Source organism: Salinimicrobium catena (assembly GCF_900102915.1).
Taxonomy (GTDB): domain Bacteria; phylum Bacteroidota; class Bacteroidia; order Flavobacteriales; family Flavobacteriaceae; genus Salinimicrobium; species Salinimicrobium catena.
In genome coordinates this window covers 197,511-215,941 of record NZ_FNGG01000001.1, presented here as the reverse complement: position 1 = coordinate 215,941, position 18,431 = coordinate 197,511, and the positions used below count along the sequence as shown (strand labels likewise).

20 protein-coding genes and 1 tRNA gene are annotated in these 18,431 nt (G+C 43.5%); 11 read left to right on the top strand and 10 right to left on the bottom strand.

The genetic code is table 11. The features are described from left to right. The first annotated feature begins 44 nt into the window (after nt 1-44). The 9 genes from BLS64_RS00995 (at nt 45) to BLS64_RS00955 (ending at nt 6,457) form a co-directional block, all read left to right on the top strand. Nucleotides 45-812 (top strand): TatD family hydrolase, encoded by a 768-nt coding sequence (locus BLS64_RS00995; RefSeq protein WP_093110853.1) that lies wholly within the window; start codon nt 45-47, stop codon nt 810-812. Between the two features lie 52 nt (nt 813-864). Further along, the gene (locus BLS64_RS00990; RefSeq protein ID WP_093110851.1) at nt 865-2,007 is read left to right on the top strand and encodes a 1-acyl-sn-glycerol-3-phosphate acyltransferase; all 1,143 of its coding nucleotides are present in this window, start codon (nt 865-867) and stop codon (nt 2,005-2,007) included. Beyond that, a complete protein-coding gene (locus BLS64_RS00985) occupies nt 1,991-3,019 on the top strand; it encodes an asparaginase (protein ID WP_093110849.1) in 1,029 nt (342 codons plus the stop codon). The genes BLS64_RS00990 and BLS64_RS00985 overlap by 17 nt, the downstream gene beginning before the upstream one ends. An 82-nt stretch (nt 3,020-3,101) precedes the next feature. Next, a tRNA-Ser gene (locus tag BLS64_RS00980) sits at nt 3,102-3,189 on the top strand. Between the two features lie 71 nt (nt 3,190-3,260). Further along, nucleotides 3,261-4,067 (top strand): MotA/TolQ/ExbB proton channel family protein, encoded by an 807-nt coding sequence (locus tag BLS64_RS00975; protein WP_093110847.1) that lies wholly within the window; start codon nt 3,261-3,263, stop codon nt 4,065-4,067. An 18-nt stretch (nt 4,068-4,085) separates the two neighbouring features. After that, nucleotides 4,086-4,523, top strand: coding sequence for a hypothetical protein (locus BLS64_RS00970; protein WP_093110845.1), 438 nt, complete (start codon nt 4,086-4,088; stop codon nt 4,521-4,523). 7 nt (nt 4,524-4,530) lie between these two features. Beyond that, on the top strand, nt 4,531-5,142 hold the full coding sequence (locus tag BLS64_RS00965; protein ID WP_093110842.1) for an ExbD/TolR family protein: 612 nt from the start codon (nt 4,531-4,533) through the stop codon (nt 5,140-5,142). A 19-nt stretch (nt 5,143-5,161) separates the two neighbouring features. Beyond that, nucleotides 5,162-5,644 (top strand): ExbD/TolR family protein, encoded by a 483-nt coding sequence (locus BLS64_RS00960; RefSeq protein WP_093110840.1) that lies wholly within the window; start codon nt 5,162-5,164, stop codon nt 5,642-5,644. Between the two features lie 105 nt (nt 5,645-5,749). Beyond that, nucleotides 5,750-6,457 (top strand): porin family protein, encoded by a 708-nt coding sequence (locus BLS64_RS00955; RefSeq protein WP_093110838.1) that lies wholly within the window; start codon nt 5,750-5,752, stop codon nt 6,455-6,457. On the opposite strand, the gene BLS64_RS00950 is transcribed toward BLS64_RS00955, so the two are convergent. The 6 genes from BLS64_RS00950 to pyrH all read right to left on the bottom strand — a co-directional run bounded on the left by BLS64_RS00950 (nt 6,452) and on the right by pyrH (nt 14,011). Next, nucleotides 6,452-7,057, bottom strand: a complete 606-nt coding sequence (locus BLS64_RS00950; protein ID WP_093110836.1) for a hypothetical protein — start codon at nt 7,055-7,057, stop codon at nt 6,452-6,454. The genes BLS64_RS00955 and BLS64_RS00950 overlap by 6 nt on opposite strands. Further along, nucleotides 7,057-8,517: an RNA polymerase factor sigma-54 gene (rpoN, locus tag BLS64_RS00945; protein WP_093110834.1), complete on the bottom strand. Its 1,461-nt coding sequence runs from the start codon at nt 8,515-8,517 to the stop codon at nt 7,057-7,059. Before rpoN ends, BLS64_RS00950 begins: the two co-directional genes overlap by 1 nt. Before the next feature lie 91 nt (nt 8,518-8,608). Further along, a complete protein-coding gene (asnS, locus tag BLS64_RS00940; RefSeq protein ID WP_093110832.1) occupies nt 8,609-10,051 on the bottom strand; it encodes an asparagine--tRNA ligase in 1,443 nt (480 codons plus the stop codon). 99 nt (nt 10,052-10,150) lie between these two features. Then, nucleotides 10,151-12,574 carry an efflux RND transporter permease subunit gene (locus BLS64_RS00935; RefSeq protein ID WP_093110830.1) on the bottom strand — a complete coding sequence of 808 codons (2,424 nt, stop codon included), beginning with the start codon at nt 12,572-12,574 and terminating at the stop codon, nt 10,151-10,153. Nucleotides 12,575-12,712: 138 nt separating this feature from the next. Beyond that, on the bottom strand, nt 12,713-13,267 hold the full coding sequence (gene frr / locus BLS64_RS00930) for a ribosome recycling factor (RefSeq protein ID WP_093110828.1): 555 nt from the start codon (nt 13,265-13,267) through the stop codon (nt 12,713-12,715). Nucleotides 13,268-13,303: 36 nt separating this feature from the next. Then, nucleotides 13,304-14,011: a UMP kinase gene (gene pyrH, locus BLS64_RS00925; protein WP_093110826.1), complete on the bottom strand. Its 708-nt coding sequence runs from the start codon at nt 14,009-14,011 to the stop codon at nt 13,304-13,306. Between the two features lie 136 nt (nt 14,012-14,147). On the opposite strand from pyrH, the gene BLS64_RS00920 reads away from it, so the two are divergent. Then, on the top strand, nt 14,148-14,528 hold the full coding sequence (locus BLS64_RS00920) for a hypothetical protein (protein WP_143019253.1): 381 nt from the start codon (nt 14,148-14,150) through the stop codon (nt 14,526-14,528). 61 nt (nt 14,529-14,589) lie between these two features. On the opposite strand, the gene tsf is transcribed toward BLS64_RS00920, so the two are convergent. The 4 genes from tsf to rplM all read right to left on the bottom strand — a co-directional run bounded on the left by tsf (nt 14,590) and on the right by rplM (nt 17,412). Then, a complete protein-coding gene (gene tsf, locus BLS64_RS00915) occupies nt 14,590-15,414 on the bottom strand; it encodes a translation elongation factor Ts (protein WP_093110823.1) in 825 nt (274 codons plus the stop codon). A 92-nt stretch (nt 15,415-15,506) separates the two neighbouring features. Continuing rightward, nucleotides 15,507-16,400, bottom strand: coding sequence for a 30S ribosomal protein S2 (gene rpsB, locus BLS64_RS00910; RefSeq protein ID WP_093110821.1), 894 nt, complete (start codon nt 16,398-16,400; stop codon nt 15,507-15,509). 170 nt (nt 16,401-16,570) lie between these two features. Beyond that, complete coding sequence (gene rpsI / locus BLS64_RS00905) at nt 16,571-16,957, bottom strand: 30S ribosomal protein S9 (protein ID WP_093110819.1); 387 nt, start codon at nt 16,955-16,957, stop codon at nt 16,571-16,573. Beyond that, on the bottom strand, nt 16,957-17,412 hold the full coding sequence (gene rplM, locus BLS64_RS00900) for a 50S ribosomal protein L13 (RefSeq protein WP_093110817.1): 456 nt from the start codon (nt 17,410-17,412) through the stop codon (nt 16,957-16,959). The genes rpsI and rplM overlap by 1 nt, the downstream gene beginning before the upstream one ends. A 375-nt stretch (nt 17,413-17,787) precedes the next feature. Between rplM and BLS64_RS00895 the strand changes: the two genes are divergently transcribed. Beyond that, on the top strand, nt 17,788-18,366 hold the full coding sequence (locus BLS64_RS00895; protein WP_176763401.1) for a lipocalin family protein: 579 nt from the start codon (nt 17,788-17,790) through the stop codon (nt 18,364-18,366). The last annotated feature ends 65 nt before the right edge of the window (nt 18,367-18,431 follow it).

Genomic DNA, 18,431 nt, shown 5'->3' with positions numbered 1-18,431 from the left:
TTTTTGACAAAGATAGGTGTATAAAATAAATTATTTTTGCCTTTATGACAATTACAGATACCCACACCCACCTATATAGTGAAGCTTTTGATGAAGATCGTGAGGAGATGATTGATCGGGCAATTGCCGCCGGAGTAAAAAGGTTCTTTATTCCTGCCATTGACTCTGCTTACATTGAAGGTATGTATTCTCTTGAAAAAGCCTTTCCTGAGAATGTTTTTTTAATGGCAGGTTTGCATCCCACCCATGTGAAGGAAAACTATCGGGATGAACTGGCCCTGGTAAAAGAGCAGCTGGAGTCGCGAAAGTTCTACGCAGTAGGAGAGACGGGGATCGATCTTTACTGGGATAAATCAACCCTTGAGATCCAAAAAGGAGCTTTCAGGGCACAGATCAAGATGGCTAAACAAAATGGGCTGCCCATCGTTATTCACTGTCGTGATGCTTTTGATGAGGTTTTCGAGGTACTGGAGGAGGAGAAGGCCGAGGATCTCTTCGGAATTTTTCACTGTTTCACCGGCACTTTTGAACAGGCCAAAAAAGCTCTGTCCTATAATATGAAGCTAGGTATTGGGGGAGTAGTGACTTTCAAAAATGGTAAGATAGACACCTTTTTGGACCAGATCCCATTGAGGGAGATCGTGCTGGAGACAGATGCGCCTTACCTCGCTCCTGTGCCTTACAGAGGCAAGAGAAATGAGAGCCTTTACATTGTGGAGGTGCTGAAAAAGGTGGCCGAAGTTTATAATGTCTCAGAGGAAGAGGTAGCCGAAATTACCACCAGAACCTCAAAGGAGATATTTAAAATATAGGGAAGGGAATTCTTTTAAATTTTGTTCATTTGCTAACCATAAGCGAAAAATAGTGGCAAATTACGATGATATAAGGTTTTACAATGATGACGAAGTGCAGGAAGCGCTTCTCGCCTATGTAAAACATCCAATGATAAAGGCTCTTTTGCAGTTCACTTTTCCCGAAATGGAATATGACAAGATCGAGGAGAAGGTGACTGCCTGTACTTCCATTAGGGATTTCCAGACCCAGGTCATCTACTGGACCGTGCAGAAGGTACTGGAGAAAACCTCTGAAGGACTTAGCTATTCGGGATTTGATCATCTTAAAAAAGAGGAAGCGTACATGTACATTTCCAATCACCGGGACATTGTACTGGACACTTCGCTGCTCAACTGTGTGCTGTATGAAGCCGATCTAAAGATGACCGCTTCAGCCATTGGGGATAACCTGGTGCAAAAGCCCTTTTTGCTTGCCCTGTCAAAACTCAACAGGAATTTCCTGGTGAGAAGAGGGCTTTCTCCACGGGAGATGCTCAAGAGTTCGCAAAAGCTTTCCGAATACATCAGGGAACTTCTCCTGGAAGAAAAAAGATCGGTATGGATGGCGCAAAGGGAAGGAAGGACCAAGGACGGGAACGATCATACCCAGCAGGGAGTTCTGAAGATGCTGGCGATGGCAAAAAAAGACGATTCCGTAGCGCAATATTTAGCTAAGTTGAAGATAGTGCCGGTTTCCATTTCCTACGAGTTTGATCCAACAGATGTCTTGAAAATGCCGGAGATTCTGGCGAAGCGAATGGAGACCATCTATATTAAATCAGCCAATGAAGACTTTAAGTCCATTCTTAAAGGTGCTTTAGGCCATAAGGGCCGCATCCATATTGCTGCAGGGGAACCTATCAGCATTTCAGAATTTCAAAAGCTGGAGGAAGAATCCGCCTCGGTGAATGAACAGCTGCAGTCTCTTACAGGGTATATCGACAGACAGATCTATAAGAATTACCGCCTGTGGCCTGCGAATTTCATTGCCTGCGATCTTTTGAATGGCACCAATGATTACGAGGCACATTATACTCAGAAGGAAAAAAGGCAGTTCGAGCGCCGCCTTACCAGGAGGATCGATGTGAAGAATTCCCTGGAGGTGAACAGTTACCTGTTGATGTATGCTAATCCTGTTCTTAATAAAAAGACACTGAATGAAAACCAGCTCTGATATTCTGCTCATCTATACCGGTGGTACGATTGGTATGGTAAAAGATTTCGAGACAGGGGCGCTGAAGGCTTTCAACTTTGATGAGCTTTTGCAGAACATCCCTGAACTTAAACTTTTGGAGCATAATATTGAGACGGTGAGCTTCTCCAAGCCTATTGATTCTTCCAATATGCGTCCCTCTTTCTGGCTTCAGATCGCGGAACTGATTGAAGAGAATTACGATAAATATGACGGGTTTGTGGTGCTTCACGGTAGCGATACCATGTCTTATAGTGCATCGGCGCTTAGTTTCATGTTCGAGAACCTTTCCAAGCCTATCATTTTCACCGGTTCTCAATTGCCTATTGGTGACCTGAGAACAGATGCTAAGGAAAATCTCATCACCAGTATACAGATCGCCGGGCTGCAAAGGCATGGTCGGCCTGTGATCACAGAAGTAGGGCTTTATTTTGAGTACAAATTGTATCGCGGAAACCGCACCACCAAGATCAATGCGGAACATTTTCAGGCTTTCGCATCTCTCAATTATTCCCCTTTGGTGGAATCGGGCGTGCATTTGGCGGTTAATGAACAGGCCTTGTGGAAGCCCAATCGCAGGAGGAAAATGAAACTTCATAAGGGGCTGGATGACAGGATCGCTCTTATAAAGATATTCCCCGGGATCAACAGGTCGTTGCTGGAACATATTTTCGCAAAAGAGGATCTTAAAGGGGTAATCCTGGAAACCTATGGCAGTGGGAACGCGCCAACAGAAGAGTGGTTCGTGGATCTTATTAAGAAAACCATTTCAAAAGGTATTGTAGTGGTGAACGTGACGCAGTGTATTGGAGGGAGTGTGGCAATGGGGCAGTATGAGACCAGTACACAACTAAAAAAAATAGGAGTGATCTCAGGAAAAGATATCACTACAGAAGCAGCAGTGGCAAAAGTCATGTATCTGCTGGAAAAGGAATTGTCGCCAAAAGTGTTCAAAACGATTTTTGAGACCTCTCTGAGGGGAGAGATAACGTAAAAATTAGGGTTCAGACTTGACCCGCTTATAATTTTTTTCGTTATTTGGCGGACCGTTAAATAAAACGGTATTTTTTACATTTAGAGAGGTGGCCGAGTGGTCGAAGGCGCACGCCTGGAAAGTGTGTATACGCCAAAAGCGTATCGAGGGTTCGAATCCCTTCCTCTCTGCAAGTTATTTTTATTTGAATAAATATTTATATCTTTAAACCCGTTAACTAATTAAATTAAGAAAAAAAGTAATGAAAAGATTATTTTCAATTTTGGTAATCGCTACAATTATGGTTTTCGGAGCCGTAAATGTTAACGCGACAAATAACGTGAACGCTTTGCCAGCCTCTGTGGTAAGCTTCGTTCAGGATGAAGATCAGGCGGCTGCTGCCGAAGAGGAAGTGGAAGAAGAGAGCTTAGGTTTTCACCAGGAGCTTAAAAAGCGTTTTATTGAAGGAGGTCCAGGATTTATGGGGATCGTTCTTTTGTGTTTGATCCTTGGTTTGGCGATTGCCATTGAAAGAATCATTTACCTTAACCTTTCTACTACCAATACAAAGAAATTGGCTCAGGAAGTAGAGGATGCCTTGAACACAGGTGGAATTGAAGCTGCTAAAGAAGTTTGTAGAAATACAAAAGGACCTGTTGCTTCTATCTACTATCAAGGACTTGATCGTGCAGACGAAAGTACAGAAGCTGCTGAAAAAGCTGTTGTGGCTTACGGTGGTGTTCAAATGGGACAACTTGAGAAGAACGTATCATGGGTATCTCTATTTATCGCTCTTGCTCCTATGCTTGGGTTCATGGGTACGGTAATTGGTATGATCCAGGCCTTCGATAGAATTGAAGCTGCCGGAGATATGCAGCCATCTTTGGTTGCGGGAGGTATTAAAGTAGCACTTCTTACTACAGTATTTGGTTTGATTGTTGCTATTATTCTTCAGATCTTCTACAACTACATCATTGCAAAAATCGACAGGATCGTTAACGATATGGAGGATGCTTCTATCACCCTGATCGATATGCTAGTAGACTACAAGAACAAAAGAAGAGTATAATTATACCTGACTAAAATTATGACCTTACATAAAATCTTAAAATATCTAGCGCTCGTTATCGGAGTTATAGGGCTTATCCTTTGGGGAAGAGTTCTTATGGCCGGCGATGAGGCTATAGAGAGTTCTGCCAGCGTGCAGGCGAGTGTGGTAACTCCATTCCTTTATGTGGCTTACTTCATCTTTGCTTTGATCGTCCTGCTGGTGGCAGTTTACGTGATCAAAGGACTGTTTGCCGGTGATATCAAGAAGACGTTACTTTCTGTAGGTGTATTTATACTTATAGTGGTTGTAGCCTATCTTGTTTCGGGCGGAACAGAGATGACAATGACAGACGGAGAGGTGATCTCAGCAAACACGGTCCACTGGGTAGGTGCCGGATTAATCACATTTTACATCCTGGCAATCACAGCGATCTTGCTGATGGTTATCTCAGGGGTGAAAAAACTAATTAAATAGAGAAATTATGGCCAGACGATCTTCACCAGAAGTAAATGCCGGCTCAATGGCCGATATCGCCTTCTTGCTCTTAATTTTCTTTCTGGTGACCACCACTATTGAAACCGATAGCGGTATTAGCCGAAAGTTGCCACCTATGCAGGAAGAAGAAGTGGAACCACCAGTCATTAAGCAAAAGAACATTTTCCAGGTGATTGTAAGCCGAAACAACGATCTCCTAGTTGAAGATGAACTTATGGAGCTTGGTGAACTAAGGGAAGCTGCAATAGCCTTTCTTGACAACGGTGGTGGAGTAGGAGAAGAGGCTTGTGACTATTGTCAGGGAGCCAGGGATCCTGAATCTTCAGACAACCCTGAAAAGGCGGTGATCATGTTGGTGAATGACCGTCAAACCGAATACGGTACCTACATTGCTGTACAGAACGAACTAGTGGCTGCGTATAACGAGCTGCGTGATCGTACCGCACAGAGATTGTACGGAAAGTCTTTTACCAAGATGGAAGCCGATTATGACGATGTGAATTACCGCGGAGATAAGGAGAGATTAAAGGAGCAGATTCAGGAAATTAGAGACATGTGGCCTCAAAAGCTTTCTGAAGCTGAACCTAAGAGTAACTAAACGAATTAAAAATTGACAAATGGCTAAATTCACAAAGAAAAAGAGTAGTGAACTACCTGCAGTAAACACGGCATCTTTACCGGATATTGTGTTCATGCTTCTTTTCTTCTTCATGGTGGCTACCACAATGCGTGAAACTACTCTGAAGGTTGAGAATACATTGCCTTATGCAGATCAGGTTGAAAAGCTCGATAAAAAGGATCTGGTAATGTACATCTATGCAGGAAAGCCGAGTTCACGATACAGAAGTAATTTTGGTACCGAAGCGAGGATTCAGTTGAATGACAACTTCGCAGACGTTAGTGAAATTCAGCAGTTCATTTATGCCGAAAGAGAGGCAAAGAGAGAGGAATTAGTTCCTTTTCTTACCACTGCATTAAAAGTTGACGAAGAAACAAATATGGGGCTTGTATCAGATATCAAGCAGGAGTTGAGAAAAGCGGAAGCGCTTAAGATCAACTACACTACCCGTACAGGTAAAGCATCGCAGAACCTGGAATAGATCTTTATTCATTACTTATAACTTATCCCCTTTTAACGCTGTTAGAAGGGGATTTTTTATTTATAGAAATTTTGTAAATCCTATCTTTGTTCCAAACTGTTCTCTATGGCCAGGATCCAACTCATGTGCTTGCTTTGCTTCGGAATCTTATCTTTCGGTCTCTATGCCCAGGCTGAAGAGGATACTGCTGTTGTGGACAGCCTCTACAGGGAAGATCAGATCTATCTTGGGTTCACTTATAATCTCCTCGCAGGAAAGCCCGATAATATTACCGGGCCTCAATTTTCCGGAGGCTTTCATGGGGGTTTCATCAGGGATTTCCCTTTTAACCAAAGACGAAATATCGCTCTGGGGCTTGGCCTTGGATGGTCCATCAATACCTACGGCCAAAATTTGTTCATTGGCGAAGAAGCGGGAACTGAAAAGACCATTTTCAGGATCCTTGACAGGGAGGGGGTGGATTACGACCGAAATCGTTTTGCTACCCAGTCGGTAGATGTGCCCCTCCAGTTTCGCTGGAGAACCTCCACAGCGGAGTCTTATAAATTTTGGCGTATTTATGCGGGCCTGCGGCCATCATATGTTTACTACTTCAGGTCTAATTTTGAACAACCTGGCAACACCGTCAGGCAGACAGATGTTCCGGAATTTAATCCTTTTCGGTTAGGGGCGACCTTTACTTTTGGATACAATACCTTTAATTTTCACTTCTACTACAGCCTCAACTCCTTCTTCGATGAAGACGCGGTGGTAGAGGGTGAAAAAATAGAACTGAGGACCTTTCAGGTTGGGCTGATGTTCTACCTGTTATAGCCAGGCGAGGGCGATAGCGATTTGGGGTACTATTCCCAGCAAAATTCCCAGTACCAGTTCCGTAGATGTATGGGCTTTATAGTGCAACCGCGAAGTTGCTGTTAAGCCGGTGACAGCGATCAGAAAACTTATGGTAAAGATAAGATTCAGGTGAAAGTGAAAACTTAGCAGGATTAGGAAAGCCAATACTCCGCCGAGGCCTACCATGTGCAGACTTACTTTGATCCTTACGAAGACCAGTAAAAGAGCTGTAAGGGTGGAAAGAAAGATCCCGAGGAAGAAAAAGTATAATTCGGGATAATCAAAGGTGTCCAGTACGAATTTCAGAATGAGCAGGTCTAAAAAGGCCGAGAGCAGCAGGGGCCATTTTCGCTCCCTCACATCGCTCAGAAAGTGAGAGGAAGTTTTCCCAAGTGTTTTTAGCATAAGAAAGAAAACTATGGGAATGAAAACAGTCATTATCGCAATGGCCAAAACTTTGGCTTTGACAACCGGCAGGGGGAAAAAGCGGGGTGAGATAAGAAAATAGAGCAAAGTGCCCGCAAATGGCATCCAAACAGGGTGAAAAAGGTAAGAAACGATCTTTAAGAGGAAGTTCATCAGATCTCTTTACGTAAACGGGCTACGGGAATATCAAGTTGTTCCCGGTATTTGGCAACCGTTCTTCGCGCTATGGGATAGCCTTTTTCTTTTAGCATCTTTGCCAGTTTTTCATCGGTGAGGGGTTTCCTCTTGTTTTCATCCTCTATGGTCATTTCCAGGATCTTCTTGATCTCTCTCGTAGATACATCTTCACCCTGGTCATTCTTCATGGATTCTGAAAAGAAGTCCTTGATGAGTTTTGTGCCGTATGGAGTGTCCACATATTTGCTGTTAGCCACTCTTGATACTGTTGACACGTCCATATCGATCTCATCGGCAATATCCTTAAGGATCATTGGCTTGAGATTGCGCTCATCTCCTGTTAGAAAATATTCTTTTTGGTAGTTCATTATAGCGCTCATAGTCACAAAAAGGGTAGTTTGCCGCTGTTTGATGGCTTCGATGAACCATTTTGCCGCATCCAGCTTCTGCTTGATGAACATTACCGCGTCTTTCTGCGCCTTTGATTTTTCCTTGGACTCTTTGTATCCCTTCAGCATTTCACTGTAGTCTTTGGATACATGCATTTCGGGTGCATTTCTTCCGTTTAGGCTAAGCTCCAGTTCCCCGTCCACGATCTTGATGGTAAAATCGGGGATCACATGCTCTACCATTCGGGTGTTGCCCGAATAGGCACCTCCCGGTTTTGGATTGAGATGTTCAATAACGTCTATGGCGTCCCGCAGTTCATCTTCGGAAATATCGTGCTTGGAAAGCAGCTTTTGATAATGCTTTTTGCTGAACTGATCAAAGGATTTTTCAATGATATCGGCTGCAAGGCTTACTTGTTTGGTAGGTTCTTTACGGTCCAGCTGGATCAAAAGGCACTCCTGAAGGGAACGCGCTCCCACTCCTGCAGGGTCAAGCTCATGCACGTGTTTTAGGACTCTTTCTACCGTTTTCTCATCGGTATAAATGTTTTGGGTAAAGGCGAGGTCGTCAACTATATCCTGTACGGTACGTCTTATGTACCCGCTCTCATCAACACTTCCTACGAGAAACTCTGCTATTTCCTTTTCAGCTTCATTTAGCCTTAGGGTACTTAGCTGAGTTTTTAAATATTGGGTGAAAGAGGTTCCCGAAGCATAGGGCACCTGCTTGTCTTCATCATCTGCACTGTAGTTGTTCGCCTGAAGCCTGTAACTGGGTATCTCGTCATCGCTCAGATATTCATCAACGTCAATTTCGGCTTCTATAGATTCGTTGCCAGGATCTTCATCCTGGTATTCTTCGTTGCTGAAATCCTCATCATACTCATCCTTTTCCTCTTTACCACCTTCTAAAGCAGGATTCTCCTCCATTTCCTGTTTGATGCGCTGCTCAAATGCCATTGTAGGCAGTTGGATGAGCTTCATCAACTGGATCTGCTGCGGGGAAAGCTTCTGGGATAATTTTAAATTTAACTGCTGCTTCAGCATAGACTGTCGGGGTTTCTATAAAAATAAAAAAACAATCTACAAACGTAAAACTTTGCAGATTGTTTTATGACTACTTTAGGAAAGCATTTTTTTAGAACTCAGCGTTAAGCGGGGTACGCGGGAACGGGATCACATCTCGAATGTTACCCATACCTGTAGCGAACTGTACCAGGCGTTCAAAACCAAGTCCGAACCCACTGTGAACACAGGTTCCGAATTTTCGGGTATCAAGGTACCACCAGAGCTCTTTTTCATCGATTCCCAGTGCTGCCATCTTCTCTTTCAGTACATCAAGACGTTCTTCCCTTTGAGAACCTCCCACGATCTCTCCAATTCCCGGAAAGAGGATATCCATGGCGCGAACCGTCTTGCCGTCTTCATTAAGACGCATGTAGAAAGCTTTGATGTTCGCAGGGTAATCGAACAGGATCACCGGGCATTTAAAATGCTTTTCAACAAGGTAACGCTCGTGCTCACTTTGCAGGTCGGCACCCCATTCTTCTATGATGTATTTGAATTTTTTCTTTTTGTTGGGTTTGGAGTTCTTCAAGATCTCTATAGCCTCTGTGTAGCTCACCCTTTTGAAGTTGTTCTCGATGACAAACCTCAGTTTCTCGGTAAGTGCCATCGGGCTTCTTTCAGCTTCAGGTTTAGCCTTGTCTTCATTGGCAAGACGCTGCTCAAGGAAAGCGAGGTCGTCCTGGCAGTTGTCTAAAATGTATTTTAGAACGTACTTTATAAAATCTTCGGCTATATCCATGTTCTTGTCCAGGTCGCAGAAGGCCATTTCAGGCTCCACCATCCAGAATTCCGCAAGGTGTCTTGAGGTATTGGAGTTTTCGGCCCTGAAAGTAGGACCAAAAGTATACACCTGGCCTAAACCTAAAGCGTAGGTTTCAGCTTCCAGCTGACCGGAAACGGTAAGATTGGTCTCTTTTCCGAAGAAATCCTCTTTATAATTGATGCTGCCGTCTTCATTTTTCGGAATGTCCTTAAGGTCAAATGAAGTCACTTTGAACATTTCTCCGGCACCTTCGGCATCACTCCCGGTAATGATCGGGGTGTTGACGTAGTGGAAGTTGTTGTTCTGAAAATAGCTGTGCACAGCGAAAGAAAGCTTGGAACGTAAACGCATCACGGCTCCAAAGGTATTGGTGCGAACGCGTAAATGAGCTTGTTCTCTTAACTTTTCAAGGGAATGCTTTTTAGGGGAAAGTATAGTCAATTTCACCTCTTCAGGATCGGCATCTCCAAGAATGTCGACAGAAGTTACCTGGATCTCCACTTTTTGACCGCTTCCCTGGCTCTCATGTAAAGTTCCTTTCACTTTGATCGCAGCTCCTACAGTAATTCGTTTTAGCAGATCCTCGCTCATATTTTTATAATCAACCACGCACTGGATATTGTTAATGGTTGAACCGTCATTTAGCGCAATGAATCGGTTGCTCCTAAAAGCGCGAACCCATCCTTTAACCTGTACTTCCTGCAAATATTGAGTGCTGTTCAAAAGTTCAGCAACTTTGGCTTTTATCATCTTCTTTTAATTTGGGAAACAAAGATAATTTTTCCGCTTAAGCTTGGCAAGTAAATGAAAACTTAGGCACCCGGCTTTAACCGCCTGGTCTTTGCTTCTTTATTTTGACTTTGTTTTTCTTTTTCTTCTTTTCTCCAGAAACTCATCCTCTTCGGAAATGATATCTATGGCAGGCTCTTTCAGCACCTCCTTGTTGGCGATCTCTTTTTCAAGTGACAGCAACAGTGCCGGCAATAACAGCAGGTTCGACAACATGGCGAATAGTAAGGTGGCTGATACCAGCCCGCCCAGGGCTACCGTTCCTCCAAAACTACTGATCATGAAGACCGAAAATCCGAAGAACAGCACGATTGAAGTATAGAACATACTGACCCCGGTTTCCCGAAGGGCCGCGTAAACCGATCTTTTTATCTTCCAGTTATTCGCCTTTAGCTCCTGGCGGTATTTTGCCAGGAAATGTATGGTATCGTCAACAGAGATCCCGAATGCGATACTGAATACAAGTATGGTCGAGGGTTTTATGGGTACACCTAAATAACCCATCATTCCTGCGGTGACCAGCAGGGGCAGGAGGTTGGGCACCAATGAAATTACGATCATTCTCCAGGATTTGAACATCCAGGCCATGAGCAGGGCTATGAGAAAAATGGCAAGACTCAGCGAGATCACCAGGTTTTTCACCAGGTAATTGGTTCCTTTCTGGAAAATGAGGGCTTTCCCGGTCATCTCCACCTGGTACCGCTCCTCTGGGAAGATCTTTTTGATCTTGGGCCACAGGGCTTCTTCGATCCTTTCCATCTCCTCGGTCCCAATATCCTTCATGAAAGTTGTCATGCGCGCGTATTGTCCGGTGCTGTCCACGTAGGTGTTCAGAATGTTGGTGCCGTCACTCCCCAGATCTTTAGCGTAAGGAAGAATGAAGTTCTGTTCCTGGGAGGTTGGCAGCTGGTAATATTTCGGGTTACCGTTGTAATAAGCCTGTTTGGAATATTTCACCAGGTTCACTACCGAAAGCGGATCTGATAGTTCCTCTTCTTCGGCCAGTAACTGCTGTAGCTCTTCCATTCTTTTCAGCGTGGAGAGTTTCATCACTCCTTTTTCTCTTTGGGTGTCAATAAGGATCTCCAGCGGCATTACCCCGTCAAATTCTTCTTCAAAGAATTCGATATCTTTAAAGAACCCGGCAGATTTGGGCATGTCTTCCAGCAGGCTTCCCGAGATCCTAATGGTGTATATCCCAATTATGCTGGCAATCAACAAGAGGATGGAAATAATGAAGATGCTGATCCTGTGGTGCCTTACCATGCGCTCCATCCAGTCCACGAACCCGCCTATCCATCTTTTGTTGAGATGCTTCAAATGCTTTTGCTTGGGAACGCGCATATAACTGTAAATGATCGGGATGATCAAAAGGCTGAGCACGAAGATGGCTATGATGTTGATGGAGGCCACGATCCCGAATTCCTTAAGCAGCGTACTTTCGGTCAGGATAAATGTGGCAAATCCCGAAGCTGTCGTAAGGTTGGTCATCAAAGTGGCATTTCCCACCTTGGTGATCACCCGTTGAAGGGATTTTGCCTGGTTTCCATGCTTCTTGATCTCCTGCTGATATTTGTTGATGAGGAAGATACAGTTGGGTATCCCTATCACGATGATCAACGGCGGAATGATCGCTGTAAGTACCGTGATCTCGTAATGTAATAATCCCAGTACCCCAAAGGCCCACATCACTCCAATGATGACCGTGAACATCGAAATGAGGGTCGCTCTGAAGGATCTGAAAAAGAAGAAAAAGATCAGGGAGGTGACAAGCAAGGCCGCACCAATGAACAAGCCTATTTCGTCTATAATGTTCTGGGAATTGAGCGTGCGTATGTAAGGCATTCCGGAGACATAGACATTGAGGTCGTTCTCTTCTTCAAAATTCTCGATTAGGGGAATTAATTCCTCAACCACAAAATCCCTGCGGATCTCGGTATTGACAATGTCCTTTTTTAGGTAGATGGCCGATTGCACCGTGTTGCTTTTCTTGCTGTATACGAGACCTTCATAAAAAGGTAGGCTGTCAAACAGTTCTTTTTGATACTCCGAGACCTGAATGCTGTCAGGATCTGGTTCTGCTATAAAGGGCACCATTTCAAATCGGCCGGGATCTTCAAACTTCTCAAGTTTTTTCAGATCAGCGATAGATACCGTGAAATCAACTTCGGGATAGGATTTAAGTTCTTGGGCGAGTTCGTTCCAGGCTTTGAACTTTTCCGGAGTAAAAAGGGAGGGATCATTCACCGCCATGACGATCAGGTTTCCTTCCTCCCCAAACTTGTCAAGGAATTCCTGGTACTGCAGGTTTATTTCGTCATCATCGGGCAGGAGGTTGGCTTCGGTATAGGAAAAACGCATGTTCTTCCACTGGGAAGCCAGGAAGACTGTGGCGGCAAAAATAAGTATAAGGATAAGGATCCTGTTCCGCAGAATAGTACGCGCAACGGTGTTCCAGAATTCAAAGCTTAAAAATTTGGACATTCTTGTTTTTTAAGGGCTGCAAAGGTAAGCACTTTTTAACGCAAAAGCCACAGAAGTAAAGGCTTGAAAAGGAGCTTTTTGAGCATTTAAATGAAAAAAGCGGCTTTAAGCCGCTTTTCATATCTGTTAAGATCATTATTACACTGTCATGATCTCTTTTTCTTTCACCGCAAGGATCTTGTCGATCTTCTCGATATAAGAATCAGTAAGTTTTTGAACATCGGCTTCGGCACCTTTTAAAAGGTCCTCAGAAATATCCAGTTTTTTAAGTTCCTGGTTGGCATTCTTGCGGTCGTTTCTCACCCCGATCTTCGCTTCTTCTGCCTCGGCCTTGGCCTGCTTGGCCAGTTCCTTACGGCGCTCTTCAGTAAGAGGCGGCACGTTGATGATCACGTTGTCTCCGTTGTTCATTGGATTGAAGCCAAGATTGGCCTGCATGATGCCTTTTTCGATAGCCTGGATAAGGCTCTTTTCAAAAGGCTGGATTGAAATAGTCCTGGCATCTGGCGTGTTCACATTGGCCACCTGGTTGAGCGGGGTCTGCGCACCGTAGTAATCTACTTTTACACTTCCAAGCATCGCCGGGCTCGCTTTACCTGCGCGAATGTTTACCAGTTGTTTTTCAAGGTGAATAATGGCTTTTTGCATATCCTCCTTTGTGCTGTCAAGAATAAAATCTATTTCGTCGTTCATTTTTAAACTTAATTAAAACTGCTTTTTGAGAAGCTGTTACAGGTTTACTTTGGTTCCAATATTTTCTCCGGTAACCACTTTTTCAAGGTTACCCGGTTTGTTCATGTCAAAAACAATGATCGGCAACTTGTTTTCCTGGCTAAGAGTAAAGGCCGTGGTGTCCATTACTTTTAGTCCTTTGGTCAACACATCATCAAAGCTAATAAAATCAAATTTAGTAGCTTTTTTGTCTTTTTCAGGATCTGCGGTGTAGATACCGTCTACGCGTGTGCCTTTAAGGATCACATCGGCATGTATCTCTATAGCTCTGAGAACTGCTGCGGAATCTGTTGTAAAATAAGGATTTCCCGTTCCTCCTCCAAAGATCACTACCCGCCCTTTTTCCAGGTGGCGCATCGCTTTTCTCCTGATGAAGGGCTCGGCAACTTCATTTATCTTTACCGCCGACTGAAGCCGGGTTTCGATCTCGGCATCTTCAAGCGCGCTCTGCAAAGCTAGTCCGTTGATCACGGTGGCCAGCATCCCCATGTGGTCTCCCGTTACACGATCCATTCCGCGGCTGGCTCCGGCCACACCTCTAAAGATGTTTCCGCCGCCTATCACGATCGCTACTTCAACCCCTTTGGTGGTAACGGCCTTGATCTCTTTAGCATATTCGGCGAGACGCTCCGGGTCGATCCCATACTGGCGATTCCCCATAAGGGCCTCTCCTGATAGTTTTAGTAAGATTCTTTTGTATTGCATGTAAGTGAATTGTGGGTTGTGCAAAACTAAGGAAATTATTGCTGAGAATTTTATGTCAAAATATATTATTGAGCCGAAGAATCTAGCCGGAGAGAATTTTATATTTTTATTGTGATTTTAACAAGTATCAGTAAACATGAAAACCAAACTATTTACAAAGCTTTTCACTCTTTTAGTTGTCTGTGTCAGCTTCACGGGCTGTATGACAGACGAGGAGGTAGAAGATACCCTGAATGGGCAATGGGAGGAGGTATATCCGCAAAGTTTCCGGACTACATTGATCTTTTCTTCAGATAAGAAAATGACCCGGATAGATGAAAATGAAAATGTCGAGGTCTATGATTTTCGTATAGACGGCGATGAGATCTTCTTGAGCCTTGAAGGTTCTGAAGATGAAACGGCGTTGTCTTTCGATAAGCTGGATCCGGGGCGGTTCAATATAGGTTACTTATACCCGTCTATTCCCGAAAGTGACCCTGATAAGTTCATGACTTTTGAGAAGCTTCCGCAGCCTTAGTATCAAACAAAAAACCCGCCTCTTTTCAGAAGCGGGTTTTTTTTTGATTTTTCCGAAGAAATTATCCTAAAGCTACTCTTTCAAAAGCAACAACAGAAAGATCCTTGTCCTCAGATTTTACATACTCGGCAACGGTCATTTTGTTGTCCTTGATGAAAGCCTGGTTAACAAGAGTGTTGTCTTTGAAGAAACGCTTGATCTTACCTTTAGCGATGTTGTCTAACATCTCTTCCGGCTTACCTTCTTCTCTCAATTGATCTTTAGCGATCTCGATCTCTTTCTCAACTACAGACTGGTCAACACCTTCCTCGTTCAAAGCAACAGGGTTCATGGCAGCTGCCTGCATAGAAACGTTCTTTGCAACTTCTTCTGCGTTGTCAGACTTACCGGAAAGACCTGTAAGAACAGCAATCTTGTTACCCGCATGGATGTAAGAACCTACGAAAGGAGCCTCAAGAGTTCTGAAGTCACCTATCTCGATCTTCTCACCGATAACTCCGGTTTGCTCAGTCAATTTCTCCTGAACAGTGATCCCGTTGTAGTCTTTAGCTAAAAGCTCATCTTTAGAGTTCACGTCAAGAGCAAGTTTAGCGAAGTCCTGAGCCAACTGTACGAAAGAATCGTTCTTGGCAACGAAATCTGTCTCACAATTAAGGGAAACAATAACTCCTCTTGTATTGTCGGCGTTCACAGTTGCGATAACAGCCCCTTCAGATGATTCTCTGTCGGCACGGTTAGCGGCAACTTTTTGTCCTTTCTTACGAAGGATCTCGATAGCGGTATCGTAATCCCCTTCAGCTTCAACCAATGCCTTTTTACAATCCATCATACCGGCACCGGTAGCTTTTCTTAATTTATTTACTTCTGCGGCGGTTATCTTGGCCATAGTCTTAAATGTTTTATTTAATGAACAAGTCGCTTAGTTAAATTCCGAAAAAAGCAACTAAACGACTCATATAAATTAACTTGATGTTATTTCTATTCTTCCTCGTCGTTAGAACGTGCTTTCTCTAAAGTCTCTTGTTTAGACTGTAGTTTCACATCTTCTTTCGCTTCCTTCATGTCTTTTTTATCCTGAGGATCTGTTGAAGGAACTTCAGTTTCTAACTGTGACTTTTTAGCTTTTGGAGCTTTTTTTGCCGGCTTGTCTTCAGAACCTTCTTCTTTCTCTTTTCCAGAAGATTTTCTTTCAGACAATCCTTCTACGATAGAATCTGCAACATAAGAAACTACTTTAGCGATAGATTTGGAAGCATCATCGTTTGCAGGGATCACATAATCCACATCTCTTGGATCTGAATTGGTGTCGACCATTGCAAAAATTGGAATGTTTAATTTTTGAGCTTCTTTAACCGCAATGTGTTCACGAGTGATGTCTACTACGAACAAGGCACCTGGAAGGCGGCTCATGTCGGCAATAGAACCTAAGTTCTTGTCTAACTTAGCTCTTAAACGATCTACTTGTAAGCGTTCTTTTTTAGAAAGCGTGTTGAAGGTACCGTCTTTCTTCATTCTATCGATAGAAGCCATTTTCTTAACAGCTTTACGAATAGTAACGAAGTTGGTCAACATACCACCTGGCCATCTTTCTGTGATGAAAGGCATGTTGGCTCTTTCGGCTTGTTCAGCAACGATCTCTTTTGCTTGTTTTTTAGTGGCTACGAAAAGGATCTTTCGTCCACTGGCTGCGATCTTGCTAAGAGCCTCACCGGCTTCCTGCATTTTAGCAGCACTCTTGTATAGGTTGATGATGTGAATCCCGTTGCGCTCCATATAGATGTAGGGCGCCATGTTTGGGTTCCATCTTCTTGTGAGGTGTCCAAAATGTACACCTGCATCAAGTAATTCTTTTACTTCTACTTTGTTTGCCATTTTTGTAATAGTTTACGTTCTGTTGAGATAGCAACAGGCAAGTGGCGATACCTAAATATATCCGGCCTTGTCTGTTTAGATGCTAAACTAACCTCACTCGCTTCGGAATGAGTAACAACAAAAAATCTTTTTTTAAATGAACTTTTCGGCGGTTTGAACGCCAAATAAAATTAACGTTTAGAGAACTGGAATTTCTTACGAGCTTTCTTCTGACCGAATTTCTTACGCTCTACCATTCTTGGGTCTCTGGTAAGCAGACCTTCTGGTTTAAGTGTTCCTCTGTTCTCAGCGTCTACTTCTACCATTGCTCTGGACAACGCAAGACGAATGGCCTCAGCCTGTCCTGTGATCCCGCCTCCGTAAACGTTCACTTTGATGTCAAAGCTCTCTCCGTTTCCGGTCATGTTAAGCGGTTGTCTTACTTTGTACTGAAGAGTACCAGTAGAGAAGTAATCCTGAACGTCTTTTTTGTTTACAGTGATGTTTCCGCTTCCCTGAGAAACGTACACCCGTGCAACAGCCGTTTTTCTACGGCCAATCTTGTGAATAACTTCCATTACTTAAGATCGTTTAAGTTAATAGTTTTTGGTTTCTGAGCCTCAACATTGTGTTCTGAGCCCGCGAAAACCCTTAGGTTACGGAAAAGATCTGCTCCAAGTTTGTTCTTTGGAAGCATTCCTTTAACTGCATTTTCGATAAGTCTCTCAGGAGCTTTTCCGAATAATTCCGCAGCAGTTAAACTTTTTTGACCCCCAGGGTAGCCTGTGTGGCGAATGTACTCTTTAGAGTCCCATTTCTTTCCTGTTAAGTTGATCTTTTCAGCATTGATAACAACTACGTTATCTCCGCAATCAACGTGTGGGGTAAAATTAGCCTTGTACTTTCCTCTCAACAGCTTAGCAACTATTGAAGATAGGCGACCAAGGGCTTGTCCTTCAGCGTCTACAACAACCCACTCCTTGTTTACAGTGGCTTTGTTGGCAGAAACCGTTTTGTAGCTTAATGTGTCCACACTAATTAAATTTACTTAATAATTAAACATTCCATTCCCTGCATAAAACAGGGGTGCAAATGTACAATTATAAATTTATATTACAAACGGTGATGCATTAATTTGAAACAGCTAAAAGTTTCTGATTCTCAGTGACCTCTGAAAATGCATTTTCTATCTCCTGCTTCTTTTTCGACTTTCAAAATCTACGACCCTTAAAAGCGCTTTTTGGAGCTGCTTTTTTGAGGCGGAAAAAATCAGGTGAAAAAGCTCTCTTTCGGATGAAAGGTAAGAAGCGTCCGACAAAAGGAAATTTTAACGTTAAAATTTTGCTAAAAAAGTTTTTTCCATTGTATGTTTGCCACAGCTAAAGCTCAGATAATTAAACTGTTAAAAATGAAAAAAATTGCCCTGAACCTATTATCGCTAGCTGTTGCAACGACTCTGTTCGTAGGTTGTTCGACAGATACGCTAACCGAAGAAAATTCCTCCCTCAATGCCACGGCGACCGTTTTTGAAGGACAGGATATTCAGCAAAATCAACTGGTAGGAACCTGGATGATCGAGTCCATGACCTCCAACATTGCTGTAGATCTTGACGCCAACGGAAGCAGCAGCGTTGACCTGCTTACAGAAACTACCTGTTTTGACGGCATGTATTTTGATTTTAATGCTGAAGGCATTGTTGAAACAGAACAGGGAAGGATCAGTGTTTTAGAAGACAGAGTAGAATGTGACGGAAGCGGAGTGTACACTGCCGGTTATGAAGTGTCCGGTAACACTCTTTCTGTAACTGCAGAGATCAACGGCCAGACCGTAACCCTTACTAAAACTATCGGTTTAAGCAGTGATGCAAGCGGCGAGTACCTACACGTTGCCATAGAAGATTACGAAGTCGAGCAGATAGTTTCTGATCCCGGAAACACCGTGGCTTCAGATATTGAACGAATCGAGATCGTTTATAAGAAACAATAACCCCCTTTTTTGCCCCCTTAATACTTGAGGAGCCTTCGGAAATTTTTCCGGGGGCTTTTTTTTGC